This is a genomic window from Acinetobacter rongchengensis, assembly GCF_003611475.1.
Classification (GTDB): domain Bacteria; phylum Pseudomonadota; class Gammaproteobacteria; order Pseudomonadales; family Moraxellaceae; genus Acinetobacter; species Acinetobacter rongchengensis.
The window spans coordinates 1-15,221 of the sequence record NZ_RAXT01000066.1; the positions used below are offsets into that span (position 1 = coordinate 1).

Consider the following 15,221-nt stretch of genomic DNA (forward strand, 5'->3'; position numbering starts at 1 on the left):
AACCAATAATTTGTTTTTTTCTTTGATACCACTTATTTGGTTGCAAGCTATACTAGTATGGCAACACAATATATTATTACGAGGTGCACTGACCATAGGCGAAATTTATCATGATGAGAACATGGTTTTTGGTCCTGCAATGGTAGAAGCCTACGAGCTTGAAAGTAAGGTTGCTGAATTTCCTCGTATTATTTTACATGATAAAATTGAGGCTGATTATGAACAATGGTTAGCTGAAGTAAGAGCAACTGATGATCAGGAAAGAATCTACGATCTAGAAAATGAAAAAAACTATACATTTAAACCCAAGGGTTTACTCACTAAAGATAATGATGGACATTATTATGTAGACTATTTAGAAAAATTTGCAGGTGAAATGGACAATCCTGAAAACTATGTTAACTTTATTGCTCATATTGAGAGCTTTATTGAGCCTTATTTAAAACCAGATACTGCTCCAAGTATTCTAAAAAAATATATATGGTTATATGAAAAAATCCAAAAAATTAAAACTCAGATGTCAAGTAGTTAAATCAATACAGATATATAAAAGTTATTTAAAATTCTCAAGAAACTTAATGTCTCAAGTAAAAATATATCAATATATTTTTATATAGTAAATTCTAGAACCCTAACATGTTCTAAACATTAATAAAAAACAAGGGTAAATTAGTTTACCCTTGTTTTTTTACTATTTCCTTCGGTTTAAAGGCGAAACAGAAAGCAGATCGTTATGATGGTGAACATCTTTTATTTCGTTACTAGGTTCTTGCAATCCCTCAAGGATCGGACAATCAGGTCTATTGTCACCAGCACAACAGTCGATTAAGTCCTTGAGGATATTTTCCATTTGCTGTAGGTCATGGATACGTTCTTCCAGCTTCTCAATGTGATCCTGAGCCAGACGTTTGACATCAGCACTTTGTCTACTGCGATCATTCCATAAATCAAGTAGGTCTGATATTTCCGCTACTGAAAAACCAAGTTCACGACTTCGCTTGATAAACTTTAAACGTTCAACATCATTTGCTGAGTAAGAGCGATATCCTGCATTATTACGTCCCGCAGCGGGAATCAGACCAATCTGCTCGTAATAACGAATCATCTTTGCGGTAACCCCTGAAGCTTTAGAGACTTTACCAATGTTCATCATATCCTCCTTAGCCCTGACTGACGGATGGTGGCTGGAATCGACGTAAACGTAATGCATTGCCGAGCACAAATACACTGGACAAAGCCATTGCACCTGCTGCAAAGATTGGGGACATCAGTATTCCATAGGCTGGGTACAATATACCAGCAGCAACAGGAATCAACATAGTATTATAGGCAAATGCCCAGAATAAGTTCTGGTGAATATTACCAATCGTTGCTTTGGACAAGGCAATCGCATTGGCAACACCTTGTAAGTTTCCTGACATTAATACGACATCGGCAGATTCAATTGCAACATCTGTACCTGTACCAATCGCAAGTCCGACATCAGCTTCAGCCAAAGCGGGTGCATCGTTAATCCCATCACCCACAAAAGCGATATTGCCGTATTTTGCTTTTAGCTCTTTAACCGCACTGACTTTACCCTCTGGTAGAACTTCAGCAATCACTTCATCAATACCCAATTGTTTGGCAATTGCCCGAGCAGTACGAGCATTGTCACCCGTCACCATTGCTACCTTAAGACCTAATTGGTGTAGAGCCTTAATCGCTGCTGGCGTTGTGGTTTTGATTGGGTCAGCAACTGCAATAATTCCTGCTAGTTCACCATCGACAGCAACATAAAGTGGTGATTTACCCTCATCACCCAGACGCTGAGCTGTGGCAGCAAATGGGGCAACATCAATACCAAGTTGAACCATATAACGGTCTGCACCAATATTGATTTCTTCATTACCATTGATGGTTGCACAGACACCCATGCCTGTGACTGAATCAAACGTATCAACTTTAGGTAAAGTCAGGTTTTCACTTTTTGCCGCATCAACAATTGCTTTAGCAATCGGATGTTCAGAACGGGATTCAACAGCCGCAACCATGCCTAGGACATAATCACGCTCAAAGAATTGGGTCACTTCAAAGTCAGTCAGTACGGGATGACCCTCTGTTAATGTCCCTGTTTTATCGACTGCAACAACTTTGGCATCCTTTAACAGTTGTAAGGCTTCACCTTTACGGAACAACACTCCTAACTCTGCACCACGACCTGTACCCACCATAATTGAGGTTGGTGTCGCTAATCCCATTGCACACGGGCAGGCAATGATCAGCACTGCCACAGCATTAACCAACGCAAAGGTTAAGGCTGGTGATGGACCAAAAATAAGCCAGACTAGGAATGTAAGTACTGCGGCAATCATCACCGCAGGGACAAACCATAAGGTAACTTTATCCACCACAGCTTGAATCGGCATTTTAGAACCCTGTGCTTGCTCAACCAAACGAATGATTTGAGCCAGCATAGTTTCGCCACCCACCGCCACAGCGGTAAAGGTCAACGTGCCATTCTGGTTAATGGTGCCGCCTACCACATCACTGCCGATGCCTTTCTCAACAGGGATTGGTTCACCCGTAATCATGGATTCATCAACAAAACTTTTTCCATCAGTGACTTGACCATCGACAGGGATTCTTTCACCTGGTTTCACAATGATAATGTCATCTGCAACCACTTGGTCTAGTGCAATATCTACCATTTGGCCATCGCGTAAAACATGGGCAGTTTTGGCCTGTAAGCTGACTAAACGCTGGATTGCTTCAGATGTTCGCCCTTTGGCTTTTGCTTCAAGAAAACGACCCAGTAAGATTAATGCCACAATCACCGCAGCAGCTTCGTAATATACATTTACCGTTCCTGTGGGAAGGATGTTGGGTATGAATGTGGCAACAATAGAAAATAGGTAAGCTGCTAATGTACCAACCGCAACCAGCGAGTTCATATCAGGTGCTAAACGGAGTAATGCAGGCAAACCTTTTAGATAGAATCTTCGTCCTGGAATAACTAAAACCAACGTGGTCAGGATGAATTGTAAATACCAGCTATTCTGCATCCCAATAGTTTGATCAATCAGTTGATGAACACCAGGGATAAGGTGAGATCCCATTTCCAAAATAAATACAGGCAAAGCCAATAGGGTTGCAAGAATCAAATCACGCTTAAGTTCAGCACGTTCTTGATCTTTTTTCTCAAGCAGCTCTGTCTGGTCAGGAATAGAAGCTTGAATTTCTGTGGCATCGTAACCAGCTTTATCAATTGCGGTAATCAAGTCATCGACATTTGCTGAACCACTGACCGTTGCACGCTCAGTCGCAAGATTGACATTGGCCTCTTTTACACCTGCAACGGCTTTAAGGGCTTTTTCGACACGACCTACACAACTAGCACAGGTCATGCCTTTAATTGATAATTCAATATTATTTGCGGGCACGTCATAACCTGATTGTTCAATGGCATGAACCAGTACCTGACGATCCACAGGCTGATCAAGTACAATATCTGCACGTTCTGTCGCTAGATTGACCGAGGCAGACTGTACACCATCAACTTTTTTGAGTGCTGTTTCAACACGCCCAACACAGCTGGCACATGTCATCCCTTCAATTTTTAATGTAACTTTCATATTATTAGAAAGCTTATCTGTTGCCTTTCCCATAAGATATACCTATAGTGCTTACCCAATTATTAAGAGCATAAACCTTGCCATTATGGGAAGGTCAAGGGTAGAATATGTAAACATATATATTTTCTAAATAATAGGAATTTAAGTATTAGTATGAATTTTAATAATCACCCGATACCATTATCTCAAGATGAGATTATGTCTTTAGCTGAAACATTTCGGCTATTAGGTGATGCTTCACGACTTAAAATTCTACTTTTTTGTATGCGGGGGCCTAGTTCAGTAGGTGAAATCAGTGATGCTCTTGATTTATCCCAATCTTTAGTCAGTCATAATCTTCGTTTATTGCGTTCAGCTCGTTTAGTCAAAGGCGAAAGACAATCTAAACAAGTATTTTATGAGATTGATGATTTACATGTTAGTCAGGTTTTATTAGATATGGCAAGTCATATTAGTGAGGAGCACTAATTTATAGTAGTACGTAATGTATTGCAAAAATATCTAAATTAAATAACTTTAAGGGGAAAGAGGGTTATAGGAATTCTTTATTTTTATTACTCTAAACAAGAAATATATCATGCATTTATTTAAGTTATCAGTATCATCTACAAAAAGTTAAGATCAAGGGCATATAATTAAGAAATGTCTAGCTATATGCCTTGATATCTATTTGAGGAAAGTGCTATCTGTTTTTAACAGCAACTTGTAGTGTTATCTTCAAATGCACTTAATCGGCAGAAACAGGATGCTTCAATATTAATATCAGCCGAGGCAAGTGCTATATCACGTTGCAGCGAAATATCTCGAGCTTCTTTCTCTAGACCTAGTTTTGCTAAACACTCATAAAGTCCATGAAGACTCCATACATTGTTAGGGCGAATTCGGCGACGTCCAAGGTCACCTTCTAGCCCCAGTTCAATCCGATATTCTTGGGCTGCTACTTCAAAGTTTCCTTGTTCCATATTAAGTGCGCAGAATGCATGCCGAACTGGTTGTAACCAAGCTGGAGGATCACAATAAGGAAGAGCATCTTCTAATTTAATGCCTTCTCGCAAGATTGCGAATGCTTCTTTCGTATTACCTTTACGATACTCAATTTCGCCATGAATCATTTTGGCAGCAATTTTTAAAGCTTCGACCTCTTTAACAGGTATAGAGTTAAAGCGCTCTTCTGATACATTAGCTACTGCTTTTATAAAAGACTCTCTTTCTTTTTCGGCCTCTTTAACTCTTCTTAATGAAGCAAATGCTATGCCTTTTGCGTAGTGAATCATTGCGGTTGTGGAACTATATAGACCTTTATCTTTAGGTAGCTCAAGTTTCAGAATATCTTCCCACATGCCAAATCTAATCATAACATGTGGTAGTGTTGTGCAATGGCTTTCAGTTAAATTAGCCATTGGCGGTGTAGTGATATGTAGTACTTCGGGTGTTAAAATGTCATTGATACGATGAGCCATAAATAACGCTTCCTGTGATTTACCTGCCATCATTGCACCATAAGCACCTACCATTAAATTATGAACGCGATACAAGATATTCCAACCACCTGGATTCTTTTCTCTAGAAAAATATCTTTCATCGGCTGCGATTGCATCAAGATTAGAATAAACCACTCGACGCCAATCTCCGCATGCATTATCAATATGTGTGGACATATGGGCTAAATGTGACCCATCAGGTGATAAATTACGAAGGTTATCAGCAGCTGGCAATGCAACTTCAGGATAAGGTGACATTTCCATTAAATGTATATAGAGATGATTAATTACAGGATGACGATTTGCCCCAGGTTTAGTGAAAGCAACTTCAAGCACGTTTCTAGCTTCAACTGTACCTAAACCTATGGCTTCACCGGTATCTAAATCCCACAATTTACGAGGGCTCAAGCACATGAGTGCATCTGCAAACATTGCAGCTGCATCAAGATCATTAGAATATTTTTCATAAAATGATCTCATAGCTTGAGCATATGCAAAATTCAGCTCATGAAAGTCTTGTTCATCTATAGTCACGTGTTTTGGAAAGCGTGGAGCAAGGGCATCAATTAAATCTTTCTCAAATTGTGTCGCATTATGAGTCGCTGCTAACTTTGCTTGTTCCATAATTTCATTAATATATGGAATGGTATTCTGTAAGTCTGAAGGATCAAATAAATGCCAAGCTTTATTGTAATTTGGACCAGATGCAAAGGCGATGCCCCAATAAGCCATTGCGCATTTTGCATCATGTTCTAGAGCTTTCTTAAAACAATTTATGGCTTCACTCGGATTGAAACAATATGTCCATAATAAGCCACGATCAAACCAAAGTTGAGTATCAGGAGATGACGTAGTTATTTGACGCTGGTAATCTCCTAAATTGTAGTATTTATCAGACATTAAAGTCTCCTCATCAGTGAATAACAATAAAGATTTAAGGTTAGTGATTATGTCCAGCGTGTGGATCAATTTGAGTTGGGTTTTCTAAGCTACAAGTACTATTGCCTTGCCAATCAATGGCTATAGTTGGATGTTCAATAGAAAATTTGGATTTTAGCTCATTCTCAATGTTGAGAGTTAATGTCGCGAGGTCAACTCCATCTTTGGGTTTGACATGCAACGTTGCCATAGATCTACCTGATGTAATCATCCAAATATGTATATGGGTAATTTTTTCAATACCACTTACATTTTTCAAAAGATATTCAGAGATCTCTTGGGCATTAGCATTCTCAGGAGCACCCTCAAGTAAAATATGAAGAGTACGTTTAAATAAAGACCATGCGCTGCGTAGTACAAGTAAAGAAACTAGAACAGATAAAATTGGATCGATAGGAGTCCAGCCTGTGTACCAAATCACTATGGCAGCAATAATTGCTCCAACAGAGCCGAGTAAATCGCCCATTACATGGAGAATAGCTCCTTTAACATTGACATGTTCTGTATCGCCTCTTGTTAAGTACCATAAAACAAATAAGTTAACGAGCATACCTATAATAGCAACGATAAACATCGGTCCTGCCATGACAGGTTGAGGTGATTGAAAGCGTTCAATAGCCTCATAAATAATCCATCCAACGATTGCGAATAATGTAAGAGAATTCATTAAGCCAGCAATAACTTCGAATCGCATGTATCCAAATGTTTTTGAATTATCTGCAATGCGGCGACCGAAACGAAAGGCAGCATAAGCTAAACCTAAGGCAACGGCATCTGTAAGCATATGCCCTGCATCAGCCAGAAGTGCGAGTGAACCAGAGATGATTCCTCCAGTGGCTTCTACAAGCATGAACCCGAAAATGATAAAAAACGAAATCAGAATTTTTCTTTCGTTTCCGTTACTCACATCAGGAACATGTGAATGATCATGACCTTCATGCGAATGATCATGACCTTCATGCGAATGATCATGACCTTCATGCGAATGATCATGACATTTATGATTGTGATCGCGTTGATTACTCATGTATAAAAACCTAACATGTATATATTTTTACATATGAATATATGTTCATATGTAAAAATTGTCAAATTTAATTTATTAATTTTAATATAATCAATGGCATGTGCCATTTTTGAGCTAATAGGGAATCAAATTTTCTAAAGTAATACTGTTTTTACTTATTCTAAGAGAAATTTCTACTTAGGATAAAATGAATAATTTGACAGTCTAATACTGGAGGGATATTGCATGAATTTAATTTCCATAGACGGAGGTATGTTTTATAAAGCTGAAAAAACGGACTATTAAACTTATAGAAATTCACTTTTTAATAATTCATATAAATATATGTTCATTTGTATAATCTATTCAGATCACCCTATTGACCTTCCAATTATTGGAAACATTAGCATGTGTGCAACTGCTACAGAAACCTATCCAGAGTGATGTAGCTTTGCATAAAAGGTGAATATCATGAAAAAACGAATGACAGCGGTTGCTGTAGCAGTAGTGATTGCTATCTCAGGTGGTCTGCTGTACACAGCAAAAAATATATCGGATCAACCCAAGCAACAAGCTAGTTCAGCTCAAATGCCTATTCCTCAGGTTCCAGTTGCGGAAGTAATTACACAAGAACTTAATCCAACTGCCGAATATACAGGCTACTTATCGGCACCACAAAGCGTTGAAATCAAGTCCCGAGTCGGTGGTGTCATTAATAGTGTTAGTGTTCCTGAGGGCAGTTATGTTCGTAAGGGACAGGTATTATTTAAAATTGATCCTGCACCTTTTCAGGTTGCTCTGAAGACAGCCCAGGCACGACTGAAAGCAGCAGAGGTTCAGTATAGCCAGGCTGTTCTGGATTTTAACCGGGCAAATAAACTGGTCGAAAGTGGTGCCGTCTCCAATAAGGTTTATGACGATGCACTGGCAACCAAAAATAACCGTCAGGCTCAAGTACAGGAGGCTCAGGCAGCCGTCAGTGCAGCGAAGCTGGATTTATCTTATACCAATATTACAGCACCGATTTCAGGACGTATTGACCGTGTTCTTGTCACCAGTGGTAACTTGATTGCAGGTGGAAATACAGGCAATGCCACAGCCTTAACCACCATCGTTTCAGTCAATCCGCTGTATGTTTATTTTGACCTTGATGAAAAAACCTTTCTCAATCTAAAGGGACAAAATAAATCTGGACAATTCAACTTGCCAATCGAAATGGGATTGGCAAATACAGAAACTTATCCTTATACAGGGAAATTAAACTTTGTAAGTACTCAAATTGACCAGCGTACAGGGACGCTACGGGTTAGGGCATCTATTACCAATGATTCAGGTGAATTAGCACCAGGTATGTTTGCCAGAGTTAAGCTGACCACTGGAAATAAACAGTCCACCATTCTGATAGATGATCAGGCGGTGGGTACAGATCAGGGCAATAATTTTGTTCTGGTTCTTGGTTCGAATAATACGGTTGAATTTAGGCCTGTAACACTTGGCTCGGTCGTTGATGGATTGCGGATTATTAGCAGTGGTCTGCAAACTGGCGATAAAGTCATTATTAAAGGGCTGGTTCGCCCAGGAATGCAGGTCAAGCCAAATATCGTTCCAATGCAAACGCCTACTCCGACTGAAAGTGCCGCACAGGGGAAATAAGCCATGAAGAATTTCCCTCATTTCTTTGTTAATCGGCCAATATTTGCGGTCGTGATCTCTGTGCTGATCGTCATTCTCGGTGCTTTATCACTGTTTAAACTGCCATTGAGTGAATATCCAGCCATTACACCACCGACTGTACAGGTCATGGCAAGTTATCCTGGTGCCAACCCCAAAATCATTGCCGAGACGGTTTCCTCCCCTCTGGAACAAGCCGTGAACGGTGTTGAGAACATGTTGTATATGAGTTCTCAAACCGCAGCCGATGGCAAGATGGTACTGACCGTCACCTTTAAACAGGGTACAGACCCTGATAAAGCACAGATACAGGTACAAAACAGGGTTTCTCGTGCATTGCCACGCTTACCTGAAGAAGTTCAACGCATTGGTGTGGTCACTGAAAAAACCTCACCCGATATTCTCATGGTCATCAATTTGGTGTCATCCAACAAGAATCATGATCCACTATATTTGTCCAACTATGCACTGTTAAATGTGCGTGATGAGCTTGCACGTTTACCAGGTGTTGGAAATATCGAGATTGGTGGTGCTGGTGAATATTCGATGCGTGTCTGGATTGATCCTGAAAAAGTGGCTGCCCGTGGTTTAACCGCCAATGATGTGGTTGCAGCCATTCGTGAACAAAACATGCAGGTTGCTGCGGGTTCTGTTGGTCAACAACCAAATACAACATCGGCCTATCAAGTTACTGTTAATACGCTGGGACGTTTAACCACTGAAGAGCAATTCAGTGAAATCGTGGTTAAAGCTGGTGACACTGGACAAATCACACGCCTGAAAGATGTTGCACGAATTGAACTGGGTTCTGATGCTTATACCATGCGAGCTTTACTGGATGGTAAGCCAACATCTGCCTTACAAATCTTTATGACACCAGGTGCCAATGCACTCGATGTTTCAAGTGAAGTCCGTGAAACGATGGCAGAATTGAAGAAAAGCTTCCCTGACGGTGTGGATTATAAAATTCCTTATGATCCAAATATTTTCGTAAAAGCTTCTTTGAAATCAGTCATTACCACTCTGTTAGAAGCCATTGCACTGGTTGTGCTTGTTGTCATCCTGTTCCTGCAAACATGGCGTGCATCCATTATTCCTTTAATTGCCGTTCCCGTTTCACTGATTGGTACGTTTGCAATTATGTATTATTTCGGCTTCTCCCTAAATACATTGACCTTATTTGGACTGGTACTGTCGATTGGTATTGTGGTCGATGATGCAATTGTGGTGGTGGAGAACGTAGAACGGCATATTGCATTAGGCGAATCACCAAAAGAAGCTGCCCGTAAGGCAATGTCTGAGGTGACAGGGCCAATTATCGCGATTACTGCGGTTTTATCTGCTGTATTTATTCCATCGGCATTTCTTACAGGATTGCAGGGTGAGTTCTATCGCCAATTTGCCTTGACCATTGCGATTTCAACCATCTTATCTGCAATCAACTCTTTAACACTTTCACCAGCTTTAGCAGGTATCTTGCTTAAACCACATCAAGCTGGAAATAAAAAACGTGATTTAACCGAACGCTTATTTGGTTGGTTCTTTAGAGGATTCAATCGGTTCTTTGATAAGGCATCGGACAAATATGTAGGTGCAGTCCGCAAGGGGGTACGTTTAAGTGCCATCATGCTGATTTTGTATGTAGGTTTTCTTGGCCTAACTTGGTTAGGTTTTAACAAAGTGCCGCAAGGCTTTGTTCCTGCACAGGACAAGTATTATCTAGTTGGTATCGCCCAGTTACCTACAGGCGCATCTTTAGACCGCACAGAAGCTGTAGTTAAACAGATGACGGAAATTGCACTGAATGAACCTGGTGTGGAAAGCGTCATGGCATTCCCAGGCTTTACACCAAGTGGTCCAGTCAATGTACCAAACTCTGCCTTGATGTTTGCCATGCTTGATCCATTTGAGGCTCGTCAGGACCCCTCATTATCAGCAGGAGCAATTGCTGGAAAATTAATGGGTAAATTCAGTCAGATTCCTGACGGATTTGCGGGCATCTTTCCACCACCACCAGTACCTGGCTTAGGTTCTATGGGCGGATTCAAGCTACAAATTGAAGATCGGGCTGGTTTAGGCTTTGAAACACTGGCACGTGTACAGGGCGAGATTATGGCGAAAGCCTCTCAGACGCCTGAACTTGTCGGTATGCTTGCGAGTTTCCAGGCAAATGCTCCACAGATTGAAGTTGATATTGACCGTGTAAAAGCGAAGTCACAAGGTGTACCACTGACCGATATTTTTGAAACACTACAAATCAATCTGGGGTCAATCTATATCAATGACTTTAATCGGTTTGGTCGTACTTATCGTGTAATTGCTCAGGCAGATTCCCCATTCCGTATGCAACCAGAGAACATTAATCTGTTAAAGGTGAGAAATGCAGCGGGAGACATGATTCCGCTTTCGACCTTTGTCACGATTAAGCGTAGTTCTGGCCCTGATCGTGTTATGCACTATAACAGTTTCCCATCAGCCGATATTAGTGGTAACGCTGCATCAGGTTATTCATCTGGTCAGGCAACTGCCGCAATTGAAAAAATTGTGCAGGAAACATTGCCACAAGGTATGACCTATGAATGGACCGATCTGGTCTATCAGGAAAAGAATACAGGCAATACTGCGGTCATGGTTTTTGCTCTAGCAATTATTTTGGCGTTCCTTTTCCTTGCAGCTCAATACAACAGTTGGTCAATGCCTTTTGCAGTATTACTTATTGCACCAATGGCCTTGTTATCTGCGATTGTAGGTGTTTGGGTAACTGGTAGTGATAACAACATCTTTACCCAGATTGGCTTTGTTGTTCTGGTGGGACTTGCTGCAAAAAATGCCATCTTAATTGTGGAGTTTGCCCGAGCCAAAGAGGATGAGGGTTTGAATCCTTTTGATGCAGTACTTGAAGCAGCCCGATTAAGATTACGCCCGATTCTAATGACCTCAATTGCATTTATTGCTGGTGTGATACCACTGGTATTAGCCACAGGTGCTGGTGCAGAAATGCGTCATGCCATGGGTATCGCTGTTTTCTCTGGAATGCTGGGCGTGACAATCTTTGGTTTGCTGTTTACACCCATTTTCTATGTCGTCATTCGTAATTTTATTCTGCGTAGAGAACAGGCCAAAGCACTGGTACAGGAGGGTTCAAAATGAAAAATTTAACACTTCATTTAAACCGATACACCTTCCTCAAGAAAATGAGTGTACTAACCACTGCCACTATTCTTGCAGGATGTTCAATGGCACCCATATATGAGCGACCTGTCTCTCCTGTGTCGGAACACTATCCAACAGGAGAGGCTTATCCAGGGCTGCAAGTGAACAATGGAAAGCAAACAGTCGCAGCCGATATTGGCTGGCGTGACTTTTATACCGATCCTGTCTTACTCCAACTCATCGATCATGCATTGAAAAACAATCATGATTTTAAGGTGACAGCTTTAAATGTTGAGGCGATAGAAGCACAGTATCGTATTCGTCGTGCTGACCGTTTACCGCATGTGGGTGTTACCGCAGAGTCAGCCAGTCAGCGTTTACCGTCTGATCTTGCTTATAACCCCCGCATGTATCAGGTTGGTGTTACTTCGGTCGCATGGGAAGTCGATTTATGGGGCCGAGTACGCAGTCTGAGTGATCAGGCTTTACAGAACTATTTGGCTTCTAAAGAGGTCCAGACAGCATCACAGTTAAGTCTGGTATCCGCAGTTGCTAATGCTTATCTGGTCTATAAGGCCGATCAGGAAACGTTAGGTTTAACCAAGGCGACTTTGGCGACACAGCAGAAATCCTATGACTTGACCAGGAAACTTGTTGATGTTGGTAATGCAACCCGATTTGATTTACGTCAAGCTGAAATAGGACTGCGCACCGCACAAACCAATTATGCAAAATTCTTGCGTATTACTGCACAGGATCGTAATGCTCTGGTGTTACTTCTGGGTTCACCATTAACACAGGAATTGGCGGCCCAATTGGACCAGTCCCCCAAAATTCCTGATCAGGTTGTTATGCAGGATATACCAGTTGGTTTGCCATCGGATCTACTTCAACGTCGTCCAGACATTCGTGCCGCAGAACATAAGCTTCAGGCTGCGAATGCAAACATTGGAGCAGCCCGTGCAGCATTTTTTCCATCCATTACCCTAACGGGTTCGGCGGGTACGGCAAGTTCCAGTCTGGATAATCTATTTAATGCAGGTACAGGTGCATGGAGTTTTATGCCCAAGATTAACTTGCCCATATTTAATGCAGGTTTAAATCAGGCAAATCTGGATCGCTCACACATCATGAAGCAGATTGAAGTCATCAACTATGACAAATCTATTCAAACAGCTTTTCGTGAAGTTGCTGATGGGCTGGCTGGCAAGTCCACACTAGATGAACAGATCAAATCGCAGCAGCAAATGATTGCGGCCAGCCAGGATGCCCATAAGTTGGCAACCTTACGTTTTGATGCTGGTGAAGATAATTATCTCGCAGTCCTCGACTCACAACGAACTCTGTATGCATCTCAGCAGGCACTTATACAGACCCGCCTGGAACGCCTGAATAATCAGGTCAACCTCTACAAGGCATTAGGTGGAGGCTGGAATGAACATACCGTACAGATTGAACGTAAATCTTTGAAATAGCACATCGATGGAATTCATCTTTTGATGGAAAGAGATGAATTCCTGACAAGATGAAACAGAATATGAGGTCATATAAATGAAATTTATTATCCATGATATAGAAAACTTCCCATTTGTTGAGTTTAAGCAAGATCAGGCAGTTCCAGGTTATTCACCTCAATGGCAGTTGGAAATGCAGGAATTCTTGGAAATGAGCAGTCCGTTTGTGATTGTTTATGATCAATTATCAATGCAAGAAACACCTGAAGACTTTAAACAACGTGGTCTTTGGCTTAAAAACCATAAAGATGAACTTAATCAGTTATGTAAGGCAATTATCTGCATTGAACCTGATCAGGAAAAAAGAGTTGCCATCAGAAAGATGACGGAAATGGCTGTAAAGGCATTTGGCATTCCTTATGAAATCGTCAATACCAGGGAAGACGCCGAACGGATTGTGGATGAACTTATTCAAGTCTAAGGTGAATATGATGAACACTATTTATATCAATCAATTGAAGCAAGATGTTGATGGTCAAGGGAAAAAATCAAAGCCTTTTTTCATGACATTCTTACTCATTCTTATGACGTTAGGATTAGCTTCAATTTCGCATGCAAAAGCACCGATCAATACAGCTTTGGAAACCGTGGAGAGCTATCTTAATATCTGGAATGGTACGCAGCCAGATGACCTGACTAAAGTTCTTGACACGAATGTTGAGTATTTCAATACAAGTAATGAAGAAAACCGTAAAGGTACAGCATCTGTAATTGAGGTACCCAAGTTTTTATTAACAGTCATTCCTGATCGGAAGATGACGCTTACATCCCCGCCACTCATTGTTGGTGATAAGGTTGCTGTCGAATGGCAGCTTCAGGGAACCCTCAATAAAAAAGACCAGTCTGGTAAAAAAGACGCAAAAGTAATCACTTTTAAAGGTGCTTCATTTTTTGAGGTTAAAAATAATAAGATTATATACATCGGTGATTACTACAACAATCATCCATTGCGTAGTCAGTTAGAGCCATAATCAGGAGTGCTATAAAATGTCTTCGCACAACCATACACAAGATCACAAACATAACCACTCTGAACATGATCATAACCATGATCATTCTGGGCATAAGCATAGTCATGGTAACACCCATAAGCACAACCATGATCACTCAGGACACCATCATGGTCATGGTGGTCATGATCACGACCACGATCATGACCACAGCCATATCCCAAGTAATAAAAAAATTCTGACCATAAGCTTTTTACTGATTACCATTTTTATGGTAGTGGAATTTATAGGTGGTTTTATTACCAATAGTTTGGCCTTGATTTCAGATGCCGGTCACATGCTGAGTGACTCTGTTGCACTTGGTATTGCACTTGCAGCAGTCTTCATCGGTCAAAAACAGATTACCAAAAATAAAACATACGGCTATCAACGCTTTGAAATACTGGCTGCTGCATTGAATGGTATTACACTGGTTGGTATCGCACTGTATATCTTTATTGAGGCAATTCTACGGTTTCAGCAACCACAACATATTGAAGTACAAGGGATGTTGATCGTTGCTAGTATTGGATTGCTGATTAATATCATTGTTGCAGTAATGATTTTTAAAGGTAGTGATACCGAACACGACTTGAATATGCGAGGTGCTTACCTGCATGTACTCAGTGATTTGTTAGGTTCTATTGGCGCAATTGCTGCTGCGCTATGTATCTACTTCTTTGGATGGGCCTGGGCAGATACTTTAGCCAGTGTTCTAGTTGCAATACTTGTTCTTCGCAGTGGATATTCAGTTGTAGTAAAGGCTTCGCATGTTTTAATGCAGGGTACACCAGAAAAATTTGACTTGGCAGAAATCAAAGAAACCATTCTTCAAGGCCAGCGAATTCAGGGTG

12 protein-coding genes are annotated in these 15,221 nt (G+C 40.9%); 8 read left to right on the forward strand and 4 right to left on the reverse strand.

Going from position 1 to position 15,221, the window contains the following annotated elements; all coding sequences use genetic code 11:
- Nucleotides 1-532: hypothetical protein (locus tag D7V20_RS19890; protein ID WP_213072519.1), on the forward strand; the 532-nt coding region annotated here is incomplete at its 5' end.
- Nucleotides 533-691: 159 nt separating this feature from the next.
- Here D7V20_RS19890 and cueR read toward each other — a convergent pair.
- Nucleotides 692-1,150 carry a Cu(I)-responsive transcriptional regulator gene (cueR, locus tag D7V20_RS17050; RefSeq protein ID WP_087527711.1) on the reverse strand — a complete coding sequence of 153 codons (459 nt, stop codon included), beginning with the start codon at nt 1,148-1,150 and terminating at the stop codon, nt 692-694.
- A gap of 10 nt (nt 1,151-1,160) precedes the next feature.
- Nucleotides 1,161-3,647 carry a heavy metal translocating P-type ATPase gene (locus D7V20_RS17055; RefSeq protein ID WP_087527710.1) on the reverse strand — a complete coding sequence of 829 codons (2,487 nt, stop codon included), beginning with the start codon at nt 3,645-3,647 and terminating at the stop codon, nt 1,161-1,163.
- A gap of 165 nt (nt 3,648-3,812) precedes the next feature.
- Here D7V20_RS17055 and D7V20_RS17060 point away from each other — a divergent pair, with 165 nt between their 5' ends.
- Nucleotides 3,813-4,082, forward strand: coding sequence for an ArsR/SmtB family transcription factor (locus D7V20_RS17060; protein WP_086222489.1), 270 nt, complete (start codon nt 3,813-3,815; stop codon nt 4,080-4,082).
- A 224-nt stretch (nt 4,083-4,306) separates the two neighbouring features.
- Here D7V20_RS17060 and D7V20_RS17065 read toward each other — a convergent pair whose 3' ends face one another.
- The gene (locus D7V20_RS17065; protein ID WP_023187987.1) at nt 4,307-5,995 is read right to left on the reverse strand and encodes a hypothetical protein; all 1,689 of its coding nucleotides are present in this window, start codon (nt 5,993-5,995) and stop codon (nt 4,307-4,309) included.
- A gap of 40 nt (nt 5,996-6,035) precedes the next feature.
- Nucleotides 6,036-7,061 carry a cation diffusion facilitator family transporter gene (locus D7V20_RS17070; RefSeq protein WP_087527709.1) on the reverse strand — a complete coding sequence of 342 codons (1,026 nt, stop codon included), beginning with the start codon at nt 7,059-7,061 and terminating at the stop codon, nt 6,036-6,038.
- Nucleotides 7,062-7,511: 450 nt separating this feature from the next.
- On the opposite strand from D7V20_RS17070, the gene D7V20_RS17075 reads away from it, so the two are divergent.
- The 6 genes from D7V20_RS17075 to D7V20_RS17100 all read left to right on the forward strand — a co-directional run.
- On the forward strand, nt 7,512-8,693 hold the full coding sequence (locus tag D7V20_RS17075; RefSeq protein WP_023187985.1) for an efflux RND transporter periplasmic adaptor subunit: 1,182 nt from the start codon (nt 7,512-7,514) through the stop codon (nt 8,691-8,693).
- A gap of 3 nt (nt 8,694-8,696) precedes the next feature.
- Nucleotides 8,697-11,861 carry an efflux RND transporter permease subunit gene (locus D7V20_RS17080; RefSeq protein WP_008942230.1) on the forward strand — a complete coding sequence of 1,055 codons (3,165 nt, stop codon included), beginning with the start codon at nt 8,697-8,699 and terminating at the stop codon, nt 11,859-11,861.
- Nucleotides 11,858-13,339, forward strand: coding sequence for an efflux transporter outer membrane subunit (locus tag D7V20_RS17085; protein ID WP_008942231.1), 1,482 nt, complete (start codon nt 11,858-11,860; stop codon nt 13,337-13,339). The genes D7V20_RS17080 and D7V20_RS17085 overlap by 4 nt, the downstream gene beginning before the upstream one ends.
- 76 nt (nt 13,340-13,415) lie before the next feature.
- Nucleotides 13,416-13,799 (forward strand): hypothetical protein, encoded by a 384-nt coding sequence (locus D7V20_RS17090; protein WP_008942232.1) that lies wholly within the window; start codon nt 13,416-13,418, stop codon nt 13,797-13,799.
- 10 nt (nt 13,800-13,809) lie between these two features.
- Nucleotides 13,810-14,349 carry a nuclear transport factor 2 family protein gene (locus D7V20_RS17095; RefSeq protein ID WP_017396455.1) on the forward strand — a complete coding sequence of 180 codons (540 nt, stop codon included), beginning with the start codon at nt 13,810-13,812 and terminating at the stop codon, nt 14,347-14,349.
- A gap of 16 nt (nt 14,350-14,365) precedes the next feature.
- Nucleotides 14,366-15,221: cation diffusion facilitator family transporter (locus tag D7V20_RS17100; RefSeq protein WP_120385219.1), on the forward strand; the 856-nt coding region annotated here is incomplete at its 3' end.

What these genes read in the sequence shown, in the direction of transcription:
- cueR (WP_087527711.1), bottom strand. Translation starts at nt 1,150, where the DNA reads ATGAACATTGGTAAAGTCTCTAAAGCTTCAGGGGTTACCGCAAAGATG.
- D7V20_RS17055 (WP_087527710.1), bottom strand. Translation starts at nt 3,647, where the DNA reads ATGGGAAAGGCAACAGATAAGCTTTCTAATAATATGAAAGTTACATTA.
- D7V20_RS17060 (WP_086222489.1), top strand. Translation starts at nt 3,813, where the DNA reads ATGTCTTTAGCTGAAACATTTCGGCTATTAGGTGATGCTTCACGACTT.
- D7V20_RS17065 (WP_023187987.1), bottom strand. Translation starts at nt 5,995, where the DNA reads ATGTCTGATAAATACTACAATTTAGGAGATTACCAGCGTCAAATAACT.
- D7V20_RS17070 (WP_087527709.1), bottom strand. Translation starts at nt 7,061, where the DNA reads ATGAGTAATCAACGCGATCACAATCATAAATGTCATGATCATTCGCAT.
- D7V20_RS17075 (WP_023187985.1), top strand. Translation starts at nt 7,512, where the DNA reads ATGAAAAAACGAATGACAGCGGTTGCTGTAGCAGTAGTGATTGCTATC.
- D7V20_RS17080 (WP_008942230.1), top strand. Translation starts at nt 8,697, where the DNA reads ATGAAGAATTTCCCTCATTTCTTTGTTAATCGGCCAATATTTGCGGTC.
- D7V20_RS17085 (WP_008942231.1), top strand. Translation starts at nt 11,858, where the DNA reads ATGAAAAATTTAACACTTCATTTAAACCGATACACCTTCCTCAAGAAA.
- D7V20_RS17090 (WP_008942232.1), top strand. Translation starts at nt 13,416, where the DNA reads ATGAAATTTATTATCCATGATATAGAAAACTTCCCATTTGTTGAGTTT.
- D7V20_RS17095 (WP_017396455.1), top strand. Translation starts at nt 13,810, where the DNA reads ATGAACACTATTTATATCAATCAATTGAAGCAAGATGTTGATGGTCAA.